This window comes from Endozoicomonas gorgoniicola, from assembly GCF_025562715.2.
GTDB classification, from domain to species: Bacteria; Pseudomonadota; Gammaproteobacteria; order Pseudomonadales; family Endozoicomonadaceae; genus Endozoicomonas_A; species Endozoicomonas_A gorgoniicola.
Genome location: NZ_JAPFCC010000001.1, coordinates 1,324,928 through 1,346,239, shown reverse-complemented (window position 1 = coordinate 1,346,239; position 21,312 = coordinate 1,324,928). Strand labels below are relative to the sequence as shown.

Genomic DNA, 21,312 nt, shown 5'->3' with positions numbered 1-21,312 from the left:
AAATCACCTGTTAAATTGTTTTACAGCTCACGTTTCTTACAGCACACCCTTAGGATAAGAACCAAGCACATTCAGGTCATTGGCTCGCTCTCCCAGTCTTTCCAGCACAATTTTGATCACCGGGTCATCAATATGCCCGGAAAAATCAATAAAGAATACATAGTTCCAGGTACCACTGCGGGAAGGACGCGTCTCAATTCGGGTCAGGTCGATATTATGTACCTGAAAGACTTCCAGAATAGCGTGCAGGGCACCTGGCTGGTTACGCATACTGACGACGATAGACGTTTTATCAGCACCACTGATCTGCACATCCTGATTGCCAATGATCAGGAATCGGGTTGAGTTGTCAGGCTGATCCTCAATTTTCTCGGCAATCTTTTCCAGACCGTACATTTCAGCGGCCATATCACCTGCAATCGCCGCCGAATTCCACTCACCCTTGATTCTGCGGGCGGCTTCGGCATTCGAGTTTACGGCAACACGCTCAGCCATTGGCCAGTGAGCATCCAGCCACTTACGACACTGAGCCAGTGACTGGGCATGAGAATAGATGCGGGTAATATGATTCCGGCGGGTATTCTCTGACACCAGCATATTCTGATGAATCCGCAGAACCACCTCACCACAGATTTTCAGGTTGGAATCCATAAAACTGTCGAGCGTATGACTGACGACACCTTCCGTAGAATTTTCAACCGGTACTACACCATAATTAACTGCACCGGCAGTCACCTCACGAAACACCTCATCAATGGCTGACATGGGGACACAAACGGCCGAATGCCCAAAATGCTTAACCGCCGCCTGTTGCGTAAAGGTACCCTCAGGCCCCAGAAACGCTACCTTAACAGGCTCTTCCAACGCCAGGCAGGCCGACATAATTTCCCGAAACAGGCGCGCCATTTCTTCGTCGCCCAGAGGCCCGTCGTTACGTTCCATGACACGACGCAGAACCTGCGCTTCACGCTCCGGGCGATAATAGACAGCATCGCTGTCTTCCTGCTGCTTAACCTGCGCCACTTCCTGAGCACATCTGGCTCTGTCACTGATCAGCTTCAGGATTTCACCATCAAGCTTATCAATACTCTTGCGCAGTCCGGTCAGCTTGTCATCTGTCATAGTTATTCTCAGCTCTTTATACTGCAATCAAAGACCTTCAGGCAATCCGGTTACTGCCACCTGAAAGTCGGTTAAATATTCACGCCGGGTTAACCATAACGCCGTTCAAATTCCTGCATAAAACCAACCAGCGCATCAACATGAGTTTCCGGAACCGCATTATAGATACTGGCTCTCATACCGCCTACAGCCCTATGCCCTTTAAGGTACATAAAACCTTCTTTGCCAGCTTCTGCCAGAAAGACAGAATCCAGTTCCGGATCGGCCAGGGTAAACGGCACATTCATACGCGAGCACCAGCAGGGATCAATATTATTGCGGTAAAACCCGGTACTTTCTATCTGACCATACAACTTGCGCGCTTTACGCTCATTAATCTTGTCCATTTCTGCCAGCCCGCCCTGTCGCTTCAGCCATTTAAACACCAGCCCGGCCAGATACCAGGCAAAAGTTGGGGGCGTGTTATACATGGAGTCCTTGTCTGCCTGAGTCGCATAATCCCAGACCGCAGGACAGGCTGAAGATCGTTGTTCCAGAAGGTCGTCACGAACAATCGCCACGGTCAGGCCAGCAGGTCCAATGTTTTTTTGCGCGCCTGCATAAATCACACCAAATTTACTGACATCAATGGGCCGCGACAGAATGTTTGAAGACATATCCGCCACCAGCGGCACATCGCCGGTCTCAGGAATAAACGGAAATTCCAGACCACCAATGGTTTCGTTCGGCGTGTAATGGACATAGGCAGCATCGCTGCTAAAGCGCCACTGCTCCTGCGAAGGCATCTGCCGGAACCCGGACAGTTTGCCATCAGCAATGATGTTGACATTCAGATAACGCTGGGCTTCTTTAATGGCTGACTGCGCCCAGTACCCACTGTTAACATAATCCGCACTTTTTTTACTGCCTTTCAGGTTCAGGGGGACCGCCGCAAACTGACCACGGGCGCCACCCTGCAGAAACAGCACCTTGTAATTGGCTGGAATATTCATCAGTTCACGCAGATCCTGCTCAGACTCTTCTGCCACCCTGGTAAACTCTTTACCCCGATGACTGATCTCCATCACCGATGCACCCAGCCCTTTGAAGTCGAGAAGTTCTTCCCGGGCCTGCTCCAGCACCTCCCTCGGGATAGGCGCAGGGCCGGCAGAAAAGTTGAACACTTGTTTATCTATCGCTGCAGGTTTATCCATAGCTATAGGACCAATAATATTATTCACCATTAACTCTCCAGACTGACAGCCTTCTCAGGCTGTGGTATCCGCCACCTCCCCTGCGGCGACAGACAAAAACGCCAGCATGATGCGCTGGCGTTTTATTCAATCAGACCCTTCAGTCATTCTGCTCAGTAGCGTTGACGTCGGCAGTGTCAGTAGCACTGTCATCAGTCTTCACGTCGGCACTTTGCACTTCAGCTCCTGGCTCTTCCGCTTCCGCTTCCGGGGCATCACCTTCTTCAGGCTCTTCAACCCTGGCAACCCCCACAAGCTTCTCACCTTCCTGAACCTTAATCAGGGTAACACCCTGAGTATTTCGGCTCATCACAGAAATCTCATCAATACGGGTACGTACCAGGGTACCCTGATCGGAGATCAGCATCACCTCTTCACCGTCCTGCACCTGTATCGCACCGACAATATGACCGTTCCGGTCCGTACACTGCATGGAGATCACTCCCTGACCGCCACGACCGGTGATTCGGAAGTCTTCAACACAAGTACGCTTACCAAAGCCATTTTCACTGGCCGTCAGAATCTGCGCGCCTTCCTCCGGAATAATCAGGGAGATCACCCGTTGCCCATCCTGTAGCTTGATACCACGCACACCACGGGCAGTACGTCCCATCTGGCGCACATCGGTCTCTTCAAAACGGATGGCTTTGCCCGCGTTGGACAGCAGCATAACCTGCTTTTCACCATCGGTAATCTGAGCCCCAACAAGCGTATCACCTTCTTCCAGACCCAATGCGATCAGACCACTGCCGCGTGGACGGGAGAACTGTTCCAGCGGCGTCTTTTTCACCGTTCCCCGGGTCGTTGCCATAAAGACATAATGACCCTCAGTGTATTCATCCACTGGCAGCATAGCGGTAATGCGCTCGCCTTCTTCCAGCGGCAGAATATTCACAATCGGGCGACCACGGGACGTGCGACCCGCTTCCGGAATCTGGTACACCTTGAGCCAGTACACCTTACCCTTACTGGAGAAACACAAAATCTGGGTATGGGTGTTCGCCACCAGCATATGTTCAACGTAATCTTCTTCCTTCACGGAAGCCGCTGATTTACCCCGACCACCACGACGCTGAGCCTGATAGGTATCCAGTGTCGTTGTTTTCGCGTAACCGCCGTGAGACAGGGTCACCACCATGTCTTCTTCATCAATCAGGTCTTCAACGGTCAGGTCGCGACGGGAGCTGGTGATTTCGGTACGACGCTCATCGCCATACTCTTCTTTCACCTTCTCCAGCTCTTCGCGAATCACTTCCAGCAAACGGGCAGGACTGGCAAGGATATGCAACAGCTCTGCAATCTTTTCGATAAGCTCACGATATTCAGCCAGCAGCTTTTCGATTTCCAGACCGGTCAGGCGATGCAGCCGCATCTCCAGGATAGCTTTGGCCTGGGCCGGAGACAGGTAGTACTGACCATCACGCAGGCCAAACTGCTCCGGCAGGTCTTCAGGACGGCAGGCATCAGAACCGGCACGCGCTGCCATCTCCATCATATAACCCGGCTCCCAGCCTTTCGCCATCAGTTTTTCCTGGGCTTCAGCAGACGTCGGAGAGGCTTTGATCAGCTCGATCATCGGGTCAATATTGGACAACGCAACTGCCAGACCTTCTACCAGGTGGCCCCGCTCTCGCGCCTTACGCAGTTCATAAACAGTTCGGCGGGTGACCACTTCACGACGATGACGAATAAAGGCTTCCAGCAGCTCTTTCAGGTTCAGAATCTTAGGCTGACCATCGACCAGAGCCACCGTGTTGATACCAAACACGGACTCCAGCTGAGTCTGGGCGTACAGGTTGTTCAGAACCACATCAGCGTTTTCGCCCCGGCGCAGCTCAATAACAATGCGCATACCGTCCTTGTCGGACTCGTCGCGAAGCTCACTGATACCTTCAATTTTCTTATCTTTTACCAGCTCGGCAATTTTTTCGATCAGTCGGGCTTTGTTCAGCTGATAAGGAATTTCGGTGATAATGATGGTGCTTTTATTGCGCTTTTCATCATGTTCAATATCCGCACGGGCGCGGATATAAATCCGCCCACGTCCGGTGCGGTAAGCCTGCAGGATTCCGGCACGACCATTGATAATGGCTGCCGTCGGAAAATCAGGACCCGGGATGTAGTGCATCAGGTCATCAACAGACAGCGTTTCGTCATCAATCAGTGCCAGACAGCCGTTGATCACTTCGGTCAGGTTGTGAGGTGGAATATTCGTCGCCATACCCACGGCGATACCCGCAGAACCATTGACCAGCAGGCTAGGAATACGGGTTGGCATAACGGCAGGAATCTGCTCACTGCCATCGTAGTTGGGTACGTAATCAACGGTTTCCTTATCGAGATCGGCCATGATGTCATGACTGATCTTCTGCATACGGATTTCCGTATAACGCATGGCCGCAGCGGAGTCGCCGTCAACGGAACCAAAGTTACCCTGACCATCCACCAGCATATAACGCATGGAAAATGGCTGGGCCATACGAACGATGGTGTCGTATACCGCACTGTCACCGTGTGGGTGGTATTTACCAATTACATCACCCACCACACGGGCGGATTTTTTGTAGGGCTTGTTCCAGTCGTTGCCCAGTTCGTTCATCGCGAACAGTACGCGCCTGTGTACGGGCTTAAGGCCGTCACGCACATCAGGCAAGGCTCGCCCGACGATAACACTCATGGCGTAGTCCAGGTAGGACTGCTTGAGTTCGTCTTCGATGTTTACCGGAAGAATCTCTTTAGCGATATCTGTCATGGAAACCCAGTCGTCCTTTTGCTTGCGCCTGCCTGTCACCTGTTGGCATCCATTCCGAACCCAGCTCACCCGACAGCTCAGAGCTATTGAGTGAAAGAGGCCTTATGTGCGGCAGACTTGAAACCCTGAGATCGAAAGATGAAAACTGCTTAACCCGGTGTTTACCCAACTATTTATAACAAGAGCGTTATAACAAGAGCGGCATCACGATAAAAAAGGTACAGTTTTGCGTTTCTGTCGGTACTCCGGTTCCGATTCATTCGGTCATCGGGGTTTCAGAGGCAAAACCCGACCTGGATGACCGGCAACAAAATTTGGTGTCAATAAAGGCGAAATAATACCACAGACCAGCCTGAAACTGCGAGTCAAACCCACTTCAGGGCAGCTTTCAAATAAAAACTTACGTGCTACTTCCCACTGCAATGTTGGAAAACACGCAATCTGCTGAGACTTGTGAAAGCAAAACTCTTATCGGTGGCGTAGCTTAAGCTACAAAAACACTGTCAGGTATTGAATGAGTAAGCTTCAGGCTCTGTGCCATTTTATTACCATTCTTCATCCATGAATTCTTGCAAAAGCTCATGCCTGCGTCGGTGCATTTCAGCAATAGGGTCAACAAACAAGTACTCTGGTAGCAGCCGTTTAACATTAGGCGTCAGCTGAGTGTGGCGCTGCTCTGGTGTGGGAAGGAAATGTCCTGAAACATGATTCCAACTGACCAGTCTTCGCCCGCTGAAAACCAGCTCTCCAGCGTATAACGCATCCGCCCCAAGAGTAATGGAGACATGCCCCCTGACTCTTTGCACTTTCCTGTAATTTTCGTTTGTATGACCTGCCCCAACCATGACCTGCTGAGGAAAACTCGCAAGAATGGCGTACATGAAAAAGCCATCAAGCAACGGGGGAGCGACTCTGTCAGAATTTTCAAAAAAAGGACACTGCATCAGAAAGTAGTATTCACCACTTTTTTCCAGCTGAAAAATACAGTTCTCATCGCCGGGCAACTGATCCCCCTGTGCTTTTAAAGGGCTAATCTTGCTTAAGTCGCTAAGCAGTTTTTCTAAATCAGGATACATACCCCCCTCCAGCACCTTCTCAAGCTTAATTCGCACTTACCCATGGCAGACAGATTTATCTTTAAATCCCAGTCTTTAAAAAAGTTAACTGACCTCCGGCATAGCCGGAGGCTTATCAGATTACGCCCTCTAAGGGCTTTTATTGCGCCCAAGGGCGCTTACCAGTCAAGATCATACTGATCTCTATTTCCATCATTCTTTTCTTGATCTCGGATATATGCCCGAACCACTTCTTCATCAAGTCCTACTGTTGAGACAAAGTAACCTCTTGCCCAAAAATGCTCTCCGTTAAAGTTACGCTGCTTGCCTTTGAAATTTTTCGCAATCTCTATTGCACACTTTCCTTTCAGATATCCAACGACATGAGATACCGGATATTTGGGTGGAATACTGATGCACATGTGAACATGATCAGACATCAAATGCCCTTCGAGAATTTTGCAGCCTTTCCTTCTGGCAAGCTCATGAAATATTTCTCCGAGAAACTTTCTCAAATTCCCATAGATTACCTTTCGTCTTCTCTTTGGGATAAAGACAATATGGTACTTACAATCCCAACGCGTATGAGCCAAACTCTTGTAGTCTCTCATTGGTTTTACCTTCAATTTTCTTGGTCGGAAACTGAAGGTTAGCTACTGTCGCTACGGTTAAACCTATGAGAGTCTCCCCGGCATAGCCGGGGGTTTATCAGTGTTAATTATAAATACTGTTCTCACCGGTGCATGAACTATCGCATCGCCGCAGGTATAATCCCCTGAAAATAGAAACAATGATGCTCTATAAAGCTTCTCGATAAAATAGTGGTAATGTCGGAACCCGGACAACTATGATGCATTCTCCAGATTCAAGTAAAGCTAATACAGAAGCCCCTTCACCGAGCCGTTCTGCAAACAACGTTGATCCGGCCGAGATCGCCAAGTTTGAAGAACTCGCCAGCCGCTGGTGGGACAGGGAAGGAGAGTTCAAACCACTGCATGAAATCAACCCGCTGCGCCTGAATTACATCGATGAACGAGTGGGGCTGGCTGGTAAAAAAGTGCTGGACGTTGGCTGCGGTGGCGGCATTCTCAGCGAGTCCATGGTGCTGCGCGGTGCTGACGTTACCGGTATCGATATGGGGGAAGCACCGCTTTCAGTGGCACGCCTGCACAGCCTGGAAAGTGAAGTCTCAGTTACCTATCGCAAAGTCACCGTGGAAGAGCTGGCCGATGAAATGCCCGGCACTTTTGATGTTGTCACCTGCCTGGAAATGCTGGAGCATGTTCCGGACCCCGGCTCGGTCATTCGAGCCTGCAATAAACTGCTGAAACCCGGTGGCCAGATTTTCTTTGCCACCATCAACCGCACCCCCAAAGCCTGGCTGTTTGCCATTGTCGGGGCAGAATACGTGCTGAGGCTGCTGCCCAAAGGTACTCACGAACACGGCAAGTTTATTAAACCGTCAGAACTCCACGCCTGGATGCGAAAAGTGCAATTGCAGCTACACAATATCACTGGCATGGTGTACAACCCGTTGACAAAAACCTATCGGTTAAAAGACGGCGACACGGATGTTAACTACCTGATTTACGGCAGTAAACCTGCTTAATGACATCAGCAACACTGACTCCAGGCTCCCGAAGCGTATCAATGCACTGAAGTAGCTAACTACACCGGAGAGACTATGCCAAACAACGAATATGCCATTGAAGGTGTATTATTTGACCTTGACGGAACGTTGATGGACACCGCCAGTGACTTTGTAACGGTTGTTCACCAAATGCAGACCGACGACCAACAACCTTTACTGGACGCCAGTATCATTCGCAACAACGTCTCAGCCGGTTCCCGCCGACTGGTCCAGCTAGCTTATCAGCTGGAGCCGGGCTCTGAAGAAACCGAGCTTCAGCGCAACCGGTTACTCGACTACTACGACCGGCTGATCAAACAGGCTGACCGCAGTAACCCGGCACAGCTGTACCCGGGCATTCCCGCCCTTCTGGACGCACTGGATAACAAAGGCATTCCCTGGGGCATTGTTACCAACAAGCCCGAACCCTACGCCCACATACTGGTTGAACAAAGCCTGCTGATGCAGCGCTGCCACACCCTGATCTGCCCGGAGAATGTCAGCCAGGCCAAACCAGATCCCGAAGCCCTGTTGCTGGCAAGCAAGCAAGCCAAATGCTCACCGGAAGCCACTATTTATGTAGGGGACCACGAACGGGACATTATTGCGGGCAGGCGTGCGGGTATGTTTACCGTCACTGCTCATTACGGCTACATCACGCCTCAGGAGCAACCGTTCAGCTGGCAGGCCGACCTGGATATCCAACAGGCCAACCAGCTGCTGCCCTGGCTGAATAACCATCAGTGGCACATTCCACGCCATCGTTCACCCCACCCCGGAGTTACTACGGATGTTTAATTACGACGCTCCTGCTGACTTATTACAAAACAAAGTCGTACTGGTCACCGGCGCTGGCAGCGGAATAGGCCGAACAGCCGCCCTGACCTATGCCAGACACGGCGCTACGGTTATTCTTCTGGGGCGAACTATCAGCAAACTGGAAACCGTATACGACGAAATCGAAGATAATGGCTGGCCACAGGCGGCTATTTACCCGATGAACCTTGAAGGTGCCAGCGAACAGGACTACGCCAATCTTGCTGCCACACTGGAGCAGGAGTTTGGCCATCTGGACGGACTACTGAACAATGCCGCCCTGCTTGGCGAGCTTAAGCCGATTGCTCAGTATGATGCGGAAACCTGGCGACGGGTGATGCAGGTTAACCTCACAGCCCCTTTCCTGCTGACCAGAGAGTTACTGCCATTACTGCGCAATGCTGAACAGGCGTCGATCATTTTCACCTCTTCAAGCGTTGGCCATGAAGGTCGAGCCAACTGGGGTGCCTACAGTGTTTCCAAGTTTGCCACAGAGGGGTTGATGCAGACCATGGCCGACGAAGAAGATGGCATCAGCCAGGTACGCGTCAACAGCCTGAACCCCGGCGCTACAGGAACCGCCATGCGCGCTTCTGCATTTCCTGCGGAAGCACCAGACGACAACGCTACCCCTGAAGATATTATGCCCCTGTACCTTTATCTGATGGGCAAAGACAGTCTGGATGCAAATGGCAAGGCTTTTCACGCCCAGCGTTAACCAGAAAAATCAACCGAATACCTGACTGACTCAGGAACCCTCGACTAGTTTTATTCGTCTAATGCTTATCTCAAACGAATCAAAACGGTCGAGGCTCTCATGCTCAACACAAGGCACAACTCCAGAACAGCACCTTTATTCCTGCTATATATAGTCCTTTCAAGCCTTGCTCAAGCCAGCGAATACTCCCAGAAAGACCTGAACGAGGAAATAGTTATTGCCGGTAACTGGCAGCAACATGCCCCGGAATACGACGCCCTGTTTTACCAGGTCTTCAATACTGCCCGACAAAATTTGCCAGCAGCGCTCCAGAAAGCGCCTGAGGGTAAGAAGCTTGCGATCGTCACTGACATTGACGACACCCTGATAGACGGCACCATCTATTTCACCAGCCTTCAGGGTACTGACCAGAGCCGAAGCACAGAACGTTCTATCCGGTGGTGGAGCAACCAGCCGTCCTTTGCGCTGCCGGGAACCGTCCGGTTTTTCAACGATGTACACAAGCAGGGTATTGAAGTCTTCTATATCAGTGGCCGGTTTAATGAAGTCAAAGAGGTGACATTTAATAAGCTTAAAGAGTTTGGCTTCCCGGTCATCGACAAAGACCATATTCTGCTACAGGAAACCACTAACACAACCCTCAGCAAAGAAGGAAAGCGACAGTCCATCCGCGACCGTGGTTATCATATCCTCATGGTCTTTGGCGATCAGCTGTCCGATCTCGGTGAAGCGCCTGACAACGACTATCGGCTGCGACGCCAGTGGGTTATTGACAACAAAGCCCGTTTTGGCAATGACTGGTATCTTTTCCCCAACACGGTCTACGGAGCCTGGGAAGATTCGTTGGCACCCGGTTACAGCAAAATGACACCTCAGGAAAAGCATGAACATCGCCTTGCAGCTCTGACAGATAGCCGCTTTCATGCCATTACCGATAAGGACTATGCCCAGCATCTGACCCTTGCCAGTGTCTGGACACACACTTCTGCCGATTTCACCGCCCTGTGTTATCAGGCTTACAACAGGGCTGAACAACTGATTAACAAGATGCCCGCAGGCAGTTACAACAATCCGGCTATCATTGCTGATATTGACGGAACGGTGCTTGATTTCACGACCATCAGGGCGAACCTTACCAATCCACACGATGAAAGGTCTGCCCGGTTTGACCACAACTGGTTCCTGACCGAGCACCAGCATTCCAGACCGATCCCGGGGGCGGCAGAGTTTCTTAATTCTGCCAGCCAGAAGGGTTATGAAATTTTTTACGTCTCTTCACGCCCGCTTTCAAAAATACCGGACAATGAAGACACTGAAGTAGAAACCGCGACGATTAAAAAGCTTGCAGACTACCATTTTCCCTATGCTGACCGGCAGCATGTTCTGCTGAAGGAAGAACATTGCCCTGCCCGCCACAAAAAACACTGCAGCAAAGATCTAAAACGAGCCGCCATCCAGAATGGTGATATCGACAATAAAAAACATGACATTGTATTGATGATTGGCGACCTGCTGTCGGACTTCAGCCTCACTGAGCAGCAACTTGACCCACGCCTGAAAGAATCGGCAGCGGCGGCGGAATCCCAGTTTGGCAACGATTATATTGTTCTTCCAAACCCTTTAAATACAGTCTGGATGCGGCAGTTTTACAGCATCGAGGCACAAAAACAGAACCGGAGACTCACTCTGATGAGCTGGGAGGAGCTGGCTGAACTCAGGCGCTCCCTGCTTCTGGACTGGCCAGAAAAGTGGTCACGCAATGGTCGTTCTAATTAAATAGCTCATTAAGTAGCTCACATTAACGTCAGGCTTTCGAAATGAATCATCCAAACAAGCTTCTCCAGATTATTTGCCTGTTCCTGTCCCTGAATGTCATCTGCGCCCGGGGGCAGACAGAGGTAAAGTTCACCAATAACAAAGATTTTCTGAACCATAAGCTGACAATCAATCAGAATCTCATAAAGAAGCACTGGTTTCTCTACTACCCTCCAGAGTCTTCAGAAAACAGGGAGCCCGTGAAGGATATGCAAGCCGCACAGATCAACTGCATACCTTCTTCCAAAGTAACAGGCCACCTGCGGTGTTCAGTGATTTACTATCTTCAGGGACGCAAGGAAGACCAGTTTGCCGGCAAAGGTTACGCGTATGAGGTCACAACAGAAATAAACCCCGGGATCAGCTCTGAATCCGAGCCTTTTGAAAAAGACCTTAAAGCAGCCAGGGTTCACAGCAGCAAACTGACAGATCCTGTTTTAATCCGCTACAAAGGCTACAGCTTCGTTATTGGAAGAAAACCCCGCACTACTGATAACGGCAAGCTCTTATTTAATGGCGTCGGGCTGAGCATGAAAAGTGATCAGGAATCAGATGAGTTAAACGGCTGGACAGTGCTTGACGACATTTCATTCTCAAAATCCGACGATATTGTCCCCGAGGTGTTCTGGAAAATTCGTGGTAATCATTTAGTGCTAGGAGGGCGCCAATGGCGTCAGATGACCAGCACCGAAGCAAGCTATGAAGTTAGTACCGCAACGTATATGAAAAAGACCAACTGGGTACTGCAGATTGAAAGTGCAATAAGCCTTTACAACGAACAAAAACACAACAGCCATGCCCTGAGTGAGTTCAAAGCCAGTATTTCAGAAGCATTCAAAGATTTTGAAGTTTCCCCTATAACCTGGCAGGAAAGATCCTCCTTTGCTGACAGCATTATGGACTCCACTAACTATGTAGCTCTTCAGCCGGATATTATTTTCTATGAGAACACCCCTGATCTGACTATGGTTCACCTGCGTACACGCATCGAATTTCCTGACAACAGCGCCAGAAAACAAGCACCGGCCATGTTTGCAGAACGTAATGGTACCGCTTATTCAGTGATCCTGAAGTGCGATACTCCCCGGGGCAGAATGACCTGCAAGCCTCTGTCTGTTTTTGATAATCCATGGACTAAAAACACTCTGCAGACATTTAACGGCAATAATAAACAGCTTTACTTTATCGGCAACATCGCTCCGTCCAGAGTGTTTAATCCTGGCGACAGAAGCCAGCTCTTCTTATATAAAACCGATTTATACAAAAATTTCACTGCTAATGAGTTTTCATCAAACATCATTCACCAACGCTATACCCCTGCTTTACTAGAGGTTCCCCCAGCTGCCTCACAGTTTGATTCTGATACCACCTTCCCGTTTTTTGACCCACTAACGACCAATGACCCTGAGCAGAAATGCGCTCTGTTTGTGACCACTGTCAGAACCAGTACACATTCCACAATTGCCATCCTCTGCCTGGATAAAGACGGGCTGTAACCCCCTGCCTGCCAGGGATTACTGCTGAAAAAAGCTTCTGAATGCACAGGGCAAGTCAAGCCCTGTTGCTATCCTATATAAGAGCCTGAAAAGAATATCTTTAATATCATTGAGTTATAGAGCAATATGGCACAAACCATTCAGTCAGGGGGCATTTCGCCGGGCATTCAAGGCTTAAGCCCTGATGTATCACCTTCACCTGTAAAAAATACTCATGCATCTTCAATAAATCGATACGTGCGGCCTGCAGCAGGCAAACGCATCAAGCGCCCTGCTCCACCTCCTCCCGACTCTACAGAGCCTAAAACCCTGAGTCAGCGACAAACAGCCAAACTACCTGATGATCAGGTAAAAACCATATTGCCGCGCCCACAATCAGCTATTCAGCCAAACGCTGAGCCCTCATCTCAAGAACGTCAACTTTCCAGCAAATTAGATGCACTGAACAACCGGCTTGAGCAAATAAATAAAAAGCCCATTGAGGTGCAGGACAAAAAAACCGTCTCTGAACACAAAAGCCAGATAAAAACTCTGAATGCACAGGTTAAAAGTGCCAGGTCAACGGTTAGCGATCTTCATGGCCTTATCAAGGAGATGGAAACAACTCAGCCGCCTGTTTCCCAAAACGTAATAATGAGGGCAAAAGGAAAAGCACTGACCGCCAGAAATACTCTGACAACAACAGAATTCAAATTAAAAGATGCAAAAGCAAAACTGGCATTTTTCAACTACAAGAACAAGCAGCAATCAGAACTCAGTAAAAAACACCAACATTTGCAACACGATTTCGACCATTTAAAAGCTAATATAGACACAAATGCAACTTCATCAAAAGCACACAAGGTCATCGTAAAGTTCTTTGAAAAGCAAGTTTCCATCGCAAAGTCTGCTTTAAACAATGCGGACAAGTTAATTAAGGCTGAAAACAAAGCACACGAAAACAAAGTCGATATGGGCGATACATTCAGAAACGATGTGCAGAATATACAGACTGATATTAAGAACAGAAAACTGCCGCAACTGACAAGGGAGTTAAAGAGAGCTAAAAAGAACCTGTATGAAGCCAGACACCGGGAAGACAATATAAAGAAGCAGGAGATACAACAAAAGAAAGAGCAGAAAACACTGAAAACAGCACAGAAAAAAGCAAACGAACAACAGAAGGCTAACCAGGAAAAAACAAATCAGCAACCTCAACAGACTGAAACAGGCAAACGACCCACTCCTCCTCAACAGCAAAGGCAGGAAGCGGTTACAGCTACTCAGACTAACCAGCAACCAGGCACAGCCAATGACTCGCGCTACAAAAACATTGTCAAGGGTATGCCTCTGAGGATGCAGAGCTTTTTGAAAGGGACGGAGGGAATGCCCGCAACGTACCGACCGCTTAAAACCGTGATGGGGATGGCAAAAACCCCAAATGACTTTAAACAGGCTCTGGCCGATATTCAAGAATCAGTAAAAACCAGCACAATAGACAGACAAACCGCTGCCCGGTTACGCACCGAGCTTTGTCAGATGGTCGCAAAAAAAATGACTGACCCGAATTTTGTAAATAAAATTGATAATACATTTGCCAGACACATGATGTACGGTCCGCACCAGGAAACAATGCTCGACAACTACGCAACCTCTGTACAAGAACTGGCTAACAGGGCTGGCAGAGAATAATACACGGCTACAGCATGAGCCAGTTTATCAGCCAGAACACCACAACCCGATGAGTTAAAAGTAACCAGCCAACACAGATATACCCCCAGAACTCCTCAGAATCCCTGTATTAATACGCAACCTTCCAGCCTGACAACAACAAAAAAACTTTACGCCTCGATGGCTGTTTTTCATAATCAACTATTAACCAACATTCATACCACGTAAGCCGCTATAACAATGGGGCTTATCTGATTATCGGAGTCAGGATTGAACCCCACCCGAGACATTCCCGCGCTGGTCAGCAAAATTCTGGCCAGTGGTCAGAAAATTCTTCTTCAGCCTGCGGATATTGCCTATCTGGCTGCACTCAAATTCTGGAAAGACCAGGAGTCCCAGCCCGAGTTCAGTGAAGAAGAGTTGCATCTGGTGTTTGAGACCGTTGACCGGCAAGGCACGGGCAACCCGGAAGACAGTCGTCAGCGACGCTGCAACGACACAATTCGTCGCCTGCTGGGACAGCATCTGCTGATCTGTCTGGAAAGTGGAGGACGACGCCCACACGCTTATCTGCTGCCCCCGGTGTCTGAGCAGATTGTCGAATCCATCTGCATCGGCTTTGATGCCTCGCAAACGGCTCTGCGCACTTTATTTATGACCATTTCCAGGCATTTAAAGGAAATTCGTGACGCAGCCAGAGCTGGCGGTAACGACCAGTTCTGGAAACTCCAGGTTGAAGCCCCACTGGATGTTACCGTCCGGCAGCTGGTCACAGCCATTGACCACCGCCAGCGCCAGCTCGACACCGAAGCGATTGAGACCCGTAAAGAGGTCGTATCACTGCTGAAGCACGACTGGCAAAATGCCATGTCCCGTTGTGAAAATCTGTTGGTTGATACCCAGGAGCGACTGCAGGATTTACAACAGTTACTATTGGCTTCCTGCCACGAACTCCGGCAACTGCTCGAAAGCATAGGTCAGCATTGTGAACAGGTGCAGCGTCTGCCTGCCGTTCAGTCTGTTGTTCGACTGGAACACCATCTTGACCGTATTGAACACTGGAGCAGCGAACGACTGGAACACTGGGAAAACTTCCATCAGCGCACCCACCAGTATCTGCGTCAGTTTATCAATATGGATGAGCGCAAGGCGCTGATGGAGCGAACACTGGACGCCTTGCAGCGTTTCGGGCAGCAGCCCTGGTTTTTGCGCTGCGCAGATGATGAGCCGTTAACTCGCCTGCGGGAAATTGAAACCCTCAGCCGCCAGCAGGACAACACAGGCATCATTGATGAAGACGACATCATTACCGAAATGGATGACCTTGATGCCATGAAAGAAGAAGTGATCAGCTGGCTCAAAGCCCTTGTAAACGACAAAGGTTATCTTCCCAGTTATGAAGAGGCCATGTCCCTGCTGGCCAGCGAGGTGCCTGCTTACCGTCTGCATCAGTCCGCAGGCTGGCTGTTTGAAGCCATGACCCGGCTGGGAAACCAGCAGGACAGCAAAAGAATACCTGACACAGTCTGGCATGAAATTCTAACCGGCTTTGAAGTAGAAAGCCTGACGCTGGACAGCAATATGCACCCCACCAAAACAACGTCAGAACACAAAGACAGAGAGTTCGCCCTTGAACACTGAAGACCCTATTGTTGAAACACACAGCACGGAAACGCTGAACAATACGCCCTACAACAATCTGGCTGACATTATTAATGACGACCAGTTTGCGGCACTGGACAGCCGCCTGCGCCGTGGTGAACACATAGACAGCCGCCATACCCATTTTTACGCAATGCTGCAAAATGGTGAACACTGGCTGACCCTTCATTATCGACGCTACGGAGTCGACCTGGTCAGGGCTCAGGAAGATTTTTATTACCTGCGCCCCAATCTGGGCAGCAAAAACCTTATTCGTTCCCGAAAAATAGACGAACTTGGAATGGTAACAGGTCAGCTGCTGGCGCTTTACCACCTGGACCCGGAACAACTGGAAGGCAGTGGCTGGATAACGGCCGATGCGATCTATGAACGGCTTCGTATGCTGATTGACGAAGAACGACTGGCAAAGCTGCTGGATCGAAAAAAACTGGATACCCAGCTGGACCGGGACAAGGGCATGGAGGTTCTGAAACGAACCCTGCGCCAGCTGGCAAGACTGGGCATGATCCGTCTGGAAGGCATTCGGGCTGACCAGATTCAGACTCAAGGCCCGCTGATGCGCTTTATAGAGCCTGTACGTTCAGCAGCCATTACAAAAGAAGCGCTGGAGAAACTGGTGGCCACTGGCAGCGCCTGCCTTGAAGCGGACGATGAAATGGCAGACGACGAACACTCTGTATTGCCCAATCAGAAACAACCTGACTCAGACCAGAAGGCAACAGAGCCACAACAGAAACAGGAAGTCATTGAGGATGCCCATGCATGAGCCAGAGCAATAAACGCACAACAATCAAAAGCCTGACACTGGTCAACTTCAAGGGTATATTTTTCAAAACCCTGTCCATGCACCACCTGATGAGTAACCTGATCGGCCACAATGGTGCAGGCAAAACCACCGTCATGGGCGCTCTGCTGATTAACCGGGTACCAGACAACCGTCTTATTCGTCTGCGTAACAATTCCGACAGCGGCTCCGACCGCAGCGATAACGGCGTCTGGGGACGTATTGACCAAGGCGTCTGTTACACCGTCGTTGATTATGAACGTTATGACGGCAAACGGGTCATTGCCGTCGTCCAGCTCAAACGTCTGGGCAAACCCAGAGTAGAGATCAAACTCTCGGCTATTAACGGTATCGATCATGATATCCCTGTCCGCGACCTGTTGATGAAACCAACCGGAGAAGGTCGTTATGAACCTATCGAAGGCAAGGCACTGAAAGGCCATATTGCACGACTGGGCGGCACACTGGAAAACTTTAAGTCGCTGGGATTGTACATGGCCTGGCAGTTTGAAAACCGTATACTGCCCCGTCGCATGGACAGCAGCCAGGATCGCCAGCGTTATTATCGCATGCTGGAAACCAGCCTGTATGGCGGCCTGTCCTCAGAGCTGCAAAAAAGTCTGCGGGATTATCTGCTGCCATCAGACAGCAATGTTCGCACTTCTGTCAGTTCCATGCAGAATGCCCTGCAGGAAACCCGCAATACACGACAGCAGATTGATTCGAGCCGTGGCAAGCGGGAGTTTATTAAAAACGTTCTCGAATCCAGCTACACCCTTGGTGAAAATACACTGGCACTGGCAGAGCAGCGTCATACCCGGTTACAGCAGCAGTTGCGTCATACCCGGCAGCAACAGGAGACACTGAAGCTTGAACTGGAAGGCGGTCAGCAGCAGATCGACACGCTGGAACACCAGCTGGAGCAGTTGAATACAACCCGTGACCAGCTCAGCCAACAGGAGCATCAAACCCGAACCCGACTGGATCAGTCCAGAGAGCTTGAGCGGCTGCACAGCGAACAGGAACAGCTGACCCATGAAATAACCAATCTCAGGGAGTTCCTGAAAGAACAGCACGGCCATCAATCTCTGCTGAAAGAACAGAAAGCCCGTCAGATGAAGGTTGTTACCGAGCTGGATGAAGACCTGAACGGTCTGGTAAAACAACTGTCTGATGCCAAACAGGCGTATTCTGAAGAGCTGCGAAAAGCAGGCCTGTATCAGGAAGCCATTCGCAGCCTGGATGAATCCCGCCTGCTGCTAAATGAACCTTCACTGGACAGTGAGAACCTTGCCCGCTTTGTACAGGATATTACAACAGAGCGTGAAAGCCTGCAGGACAGCTATTTCAGCCAGAAACCAATGCTGGAGCAGATGGAACTTATTCGTCAGCGATTTGATCAGGCTCAAGCCATTTTACGTTCCTTTTTATGCTCCTCCGATGATACCGCCGAACAGACCATCACTGACGACAAGGTGGCTCACGCGGCAGACCAGTGGTTGAATACTGGTCGGGAAAAACGACAACTTGCCAGTAAACTGCCACTGTATAATCAACAACACCGGAATCTGAAACAACAATTCCAGCGTCGTCACTCTCTGATCAATGAGATAAAACGACTGCCAGAGTCCTGGCAAGGTTCGCTGAAAAGTACAGACAGCTGGCTGACCACGCTAGCACAAGCCAGCGAACAACAGGCAGAGCAGACTGCCCTGAAAGAGACCTGTGACTTTCAGTTGCAGGATAATCGCGTGCGGGAGATGCAACTTCGTAATGACCTGAAGCGGGCAATAGAAGACCATCGTCAATGGTCGAATGTCCAGCAACTGAGTGACGCTTTCCTGAATCTTCTGCCTGAACAATCCCTGACCCGGGCAGAAGACCTGACCCATGCCCGCCAGACCATCAGCTCAGAGCAGCTCACCCTTAACCGGCTGGATGTAGAACAGGAAGAACAGTTAAAAACCACCCGCAACCGATTGCGGGGGCTGGAACAGCTGGAATCAGAAGACAACTCACAACTGCAACGACTTGCTGAGTTGACCGGAGGGGAAATTGTCAGTCGCTACTTTGACGATGACGATATTTCCATTGAGGAGGCTGCCTGGCTCGAAGCAAAAATGGGACCGCTGCGACAGGCTCTGATGGTTCGGAATATTGAGGCTGCCGCTGCCATTATTCGCAGCGAAGCAGAGCGCCCGGAACATGTATGGCTGATGCAGGGCGCTCCCGGAAACAGCTTCAGTGAAGACGACTTTATCAATGCTCCACTGAACCAGCCGGAAGACGGCTGTGTACTGGTTACCCTGTCTGACAATATTGCCCGAATCAGTAAAGAACCAGAGTTCCCGACTATTGGTCGTCTTGCCAGGAAGAAAGAACGACAGCGACTGATTGATCTGGAAGAAGAACTACTGGATAAACGACAGGCTCTGGCTGTGAGGCGTAAACAGCTACAACAGGCCAGTGAAATTCTTGATAAGCTGGCAGCCGTTGGCCTCTGGCTGGGCAAAAATGAACCTCCGGTGCGCAAGCTGGAAGAACAGCTCCAGACACTTGAAAATACGCTTCACTCCCTCACCCACCAGCAAAACCAGTTGCAGCAACAGTTAAACAGTCTGCTACCCGTCATTCAGTTTCTGGAATATCGCCAGTCCGACGCCAGCCTGCTTGAGCTGGATCAACTGGAAGAACAGATCGGGAAGGTTGAAGAACAGCTGGAACTGGCGAACACAGCGTGCGAATGGTTGAAGCATTTCGACCAGCCACTCAACCAGCTTGAACAGTTGCGACTTTATCTGGACAAACCTCCGGTCGCTGACGTCAGTCAGTTACGTCAGCAACTCAACGACATGCAGCTGAAAATCAGCCTGTTGGGCAAGCAGAAAGACCAGCTGCAAAATACCGAACAGAAACTGCCCTATCTGCGCTTTAAAGAATCTGAGTCACGTAAACATCAAACCAGCGACCTGCAACAGCAAATCCGGCAGGAGTGGGAAGAAAAAGATTCCCGTAAGCGCTTTCAGCAACAGGAGCTGGATCAGCTGAGTGATCAGCTTCAGGCACTGGACAAAAATATTGCGACTGACGAAGAGATCATCAAACGTAATGAAGGCCAGATTCTGCTTAAACAGAATCAGGCAAATGGCATCCCGCTGGAATGGTCTCCCAATCTGGTAGATGAGCATCAGGAAGCTCTTGAACAACTGCTCAGCAGAAAAGACGAACACGATCATTCTGCGCAGACCCTTTCTACTACTCTGGCAGACCAGAAACTTCAGCAGAAGCAGCGGGAAGAACAGGCTTCGGTCAATGACTCAAAACTGGCAACCCTTGAGCCTGCAAGTCAGTCCGCAAGTCAGGGCTGGGCAGAGATCCTCCAGCATGCACAGGACACCAGCTTGTATACTCGCCTGTATAAACAGCATTTACAGGAAAACGACGCTGATCTTCTGGTTAACCACATCGCCAATGCCCGGGCAGCACTGCAAAATGCATTGAAGTCAGAAAGTCATTCGACGTTGTATCAACAAATCCGTGACGCAGAAACCAGCAATCTGCCACTGTTGTTCCACCTGGTATCGGCAACACAGGTGCTGCTCAATGAACGCATGGATAAAAGTCTGGCTACAGCCGATGACCCACTGCAGGCTTTGAATCAACTGGAAGAGCATCTAACTAAGCTGGAAACACGCCTCGCCGATGCCGAATGTCGTTTTCTCACTGAGTCCGACAGCATGGGGCGCAACATTGAGCAGAAAATAAATATGCAACGGCGGCAGATTATGCAGCTGAACTCAGCCCTGTCGAGCGTCCATTTTGGAACTATCAGGGCGATTAAAGTGGAGCTGGAGGTTATTGAAACCCATGAAAAGGTGTTAAATGCCCTGCAGAACCGCTTTTACGGTGACCTGTTCAAACAGTCAGACCTGAGCATTGAAGACGCACTGGCAGAAGTCTTTAAAAAAGAGACCGGTGGCAGCATAACCGGTGAGCGTCTGCTGGATTACCGGGAGTACATCCGCCTTAAAGTGCTGATCAAGCGTGCTGGCAGTACGCAGTTTGAACCCGCCAACCCGACCAATCTTTCCACCGGTGAAGCGATTGGTACTGGCCTTGCCGTTCTGACAATGGTTCTGCACTCATGGGAAGTTGCCACCCAGCGCAACCACCAGAAAGGTCACTGCGCCAACCGGCTGCTGTTTCTGGATGAAGCAGCACGTCTGGATGCCAGAGCGCTTGCCACGCTGGAAGAGTTGTGTGAAAACCAGTCGCTGCAACTATTAATTGGCGCACCGGATAATGTCCAGCCAAAAAATGGCGTCACTTATCGTATGGTTCGGTTAATGGAACCACGTGAGCATGTTATTTTCTCTGCAGTCAGAGGAAAACTGCCCACTGGAGAAGCCGCCTGATAACAGCCTTTCCAGCTGGCAATTCAACTGCTGACTGGAAAGGCACCATGTCGTGAAACCAGCCCCGCATAACAGAGATAAACATTAGGTAGGGCGGGGCTATTGCCCCGTCCTTCCCACAGAACCGTGCGTACGGACCTCGTACACGGCTCCTGCACTCTCTAT

Annotated in this window: 14 protein-coding genes; 9 read left to right on the top strand and 5 right to left on the bottom strand. The window is 50.1% G+C overall.

The window, feature by feature from the left end; genetic code table 11:
- Positions 1 to 36: 36 nt before the first annotated feature.
- The 5 genes from pheA to tnpA all read right to left on the bottom strand — a co-directional run bounded on the left by pheA (position 37) and on the right by tnpA (position 6,772).
- Positions 37 to 1,122 (bottom strand): prephenate dehydratase, encoded by a 1,086-nt coding sequence (pheA, locus tag NX722_RS06180; protein ID WP_262567218.1) that lies wholly within the window; start codon positions 1,120 to 1,122, stop codon positions 37 to 39.
- Between the two features lie 89 nt (positions 1,123 to 1,211).
- A complete protein-coding gene (gene serC, locus NX722_RS06175) occupies positions 1,212 to 2,345 on the bottom strand; it encodes a 3-phosphoserine/phosphohydroxythreonine transaminase (protein WP_262567217.1) in 1,134 nt (377 codons plus the stop codon).
- 109 nt (positions 2,346 to 2,454) lie between these two features.
- On the bottom strand, positions 2,455 to 5,106 hold the full coding sequence (gyrA, locus tag NX722_RS06170; RefSeq protein WP_262567216.1) for a DNA gyrase subunit A: 2,652 nt from the start codon (positions 5,104 to 5,106) through the stop codon (positions 2,455 to 2,457).
- A 545-nt stretch (positions 5,107 to 5,651) separates the two neighbouring features.
- Entirely contained in the window at positions 5,652 to 6,182 is a 531-nt protein-coding gene (locus NX722_RS06165) for a hypothetical protein (RefSeq protein ID WP_262567215.1), read from the bottom strand.
- A gap of 158 nt (positions 6,183 to 6,340) precedes the next feature.
- The gene (tnpA, locus tag NX722_RS06160) at positions 6,341 to 6,772 is read right to left on the bottom strand and encodes an IS200/IS605 family transposase (RefSeq protein ID WP_262563698.1); all 432 of its coding nucleotides are present in this window, start codon (positions 6,770 to 6,772) and stop codon (positions 6,341 to 6,343) included.
- 239 nt (positions 6,773 to 7,011) lie between these two features.
- Here tnpA and ubiG point away from each other — a divergent pair, with 239 nt between their 5' ends.
- The 9 genes from ubiG to mukB all read left to right on the top strand — a co-directional run bounded on the left by ubiG (position 7,012) and on the right by mukB (position 21,147).
- Positions 7,012 to 7,770: a bifunctional 2-polyprenyl-6-hydroxyphenol methylase/3-demethylubiquinol 3-O-methyltransferase UbiG gene (gene ubiG, locus NX722_RS06155; protein ID WP_262568618.1), complete on the top strand. Its 759-nt coding sequence runs from the start codon at positions 7,012 to 7,014 to the stop codon at positions 7,768 to 7,770.
- Between the two features lie 75 nt (positions 7,771 to 7,845).
- Entirely contained in the window at positions 7,846 to 8,589 is a 744-nt protein-coding gene (locus tag NX722_RS06150) for an HAD family hydrolase (RefSeq protein WP_262567214.1), read from the top strand.
- Positions 8,582 to 9,325, top strand: coding sequence for a YciK family oxidoreductase (locus tag NX722_RS06145; protein WP_262567213.1), 744 nt, complete (start codon positions 8,582 to 8,584; stop codon positions 9,323 to 9,325). The genes NX722_RS06150 and NX722_RS06145 overlap by 8 nt, the downstream gene beginning before the upstream one ends.
- A gap of 99 nt (positions 9,326 to 9,424) precedes the next feature.
- A complete protein-coding gene (locus NX722_RS06140) occupies positions 9,425 to 11,101 on the top strand; it encodes an HAD family acid phosphatase (RefSeq protein ID WP_262567212.1) in 1,677 nt (558 codons plus the stop codon).
- A gap of 41 nt (positions 11,102 to 11,142) precedes the next feature.
- A complete protein-coding gene (locus NX722_RS06135) occupies positions 11,143 to 12,636 on the top strand; it encodes a hypothetical protein (protein WP_262567211.1) in 1,494 nt (497 codons plus the stop codon).
- A gap of 126 nt (positions 12,637 to 12,762) precedes the next feature.
- On the top strand, positions 12,763 to 14,307 hold the full coding sequence (locus NX722_RS06130) for a hypothetical protein (RefSeq protein WP_262567210.1): 1,545 nt from the start codon (positions 12,763 to 12,765) through the stop codon (positions 14,305 to 14,307).
- Between the two features lie 249 nt (positions 14,308 to 14,556).
- Entirely contained in the window at positions 14,557 to 15,927 is a 1,371-nt protein-coding gene (locus NX722_RS06125; protein ID WP_262567209.1) for a hypothetical protein, read from the top strand.
- On the top strand, positions 15,917 to 16,714 hold the full coding sequence (locus NX722_RS06120) for a chromosome partition protein MukE (protein ID WP_262567208.1): 798 nt from the start codon (positions 15,917 to 15,919) through the stop codon (positions 16,712 to 16,714). The genes NX722_RS06125 and NX722_RS06120 overlap by 11 nt, the downstream gene beginning before the upstream one ends.
- The gene (gene mukB, locus NX722_RS06115) at positions 16,711 to 21,147 is read left to right on the top strand and encodes a chromosome partition protein MukB (RefSeq protein ID WP_262567207.1); all 4,437 of its coding nucleotides are present in this window, start codon (positions 16,711 to 16,713) and stop codon (positions 21,145 to 21,147) included. The genes NX722_RS06120 and mukB overlap by 4 nt, the downstream gene beginning before the upstream one ends.
- Positions 21,148 to 21,312 lie beyond the last annotated feature (165 nt).

Excerpts from the sequence above, each read along its gene's own strand:
- pheA (WP_262567218.1), bottom strand. The coding sequence starts at position 1,122 with ATGACAGATGACAAGCTGACCGGACTGCGCAAGAGTATTGATAAGCTT.
- serC (WP_262567217.1), bottom strand. The coding sequence starts at position 2,345 with ATGGTGAATAATATTATTGGTCCTATAGCTATGGATAAACCTGCAGCG.
- gyrA (WP_262567216.1), bottom strand. The coding sequence starts at position 5,106 with ATGACAGATATCGCTAAAGAGATTCTTCCGGTAAACATCGAAGACGAA.
- NX722_RS06165 (WP_262567215.1), bottom strand. The coding sequence starts at position 6,182 with ATGTATCCTGATTTAGAAAAACTGCTTAGCGACTTAAGCAAGATTAGC.
- tnpA (WP_262563698.1), bottom strand. The coding sequence starts at position 6,772 with ATGAGAGACTACAAGAGTTTGGCTCATACGCGTTGGGATTGTAAGTAC.
- ubiG (WP_262568618.1), top strand. The coding sequence starts at position 7,012 with ATGCATTCTCCAGATTCAAGTAAAGCTAATACAGAAGCCCCTTCACCG.
- NX722_RS06150 (WP_262567214.1), top strand. The coding sequence starts at position 7,846 with ATGCCAAACAACGAATATGCCATTGAAGGTGTATTATTTGACCTTGAC.
- NX722_RS06145 (WP_262567213.1), top strand. The coding sequence starts at position 8,582 with ATGTTTAATTACGACGCTCCTGCTGACTTATTACAAAACAAAGTCGTA.
- NX722_RS06140 (WP_262567212.1), top strand. The coding sequence starts at position 9,425 with ATGCTCAACACAAGGCACAACTCCAGAACAGCACCTTTATTCCTGCTA.
- NX722_RS06135 (WP_262567211.1), top strand. The coding sequence starts at position 11,143 with ATGAATCATCCAAACAAGCTTCTCCAGATTATTTGCCTGTTCCTGTCC.
- NX722_RS06130 (WP_262567210.1), top strand. The coding sequence starts at position 12,763 with ATGGCACAAACCATTCAGTCAGGGGGCATTTCGCCGGGCATTCAAGGC.
- mukB (WP_262567207.1), top strand. The coding sequence starts at position 16,711 with ATGAGCCAGAGCAATAAACGCACAACAATCAAAAGCCTGACACTGGTC.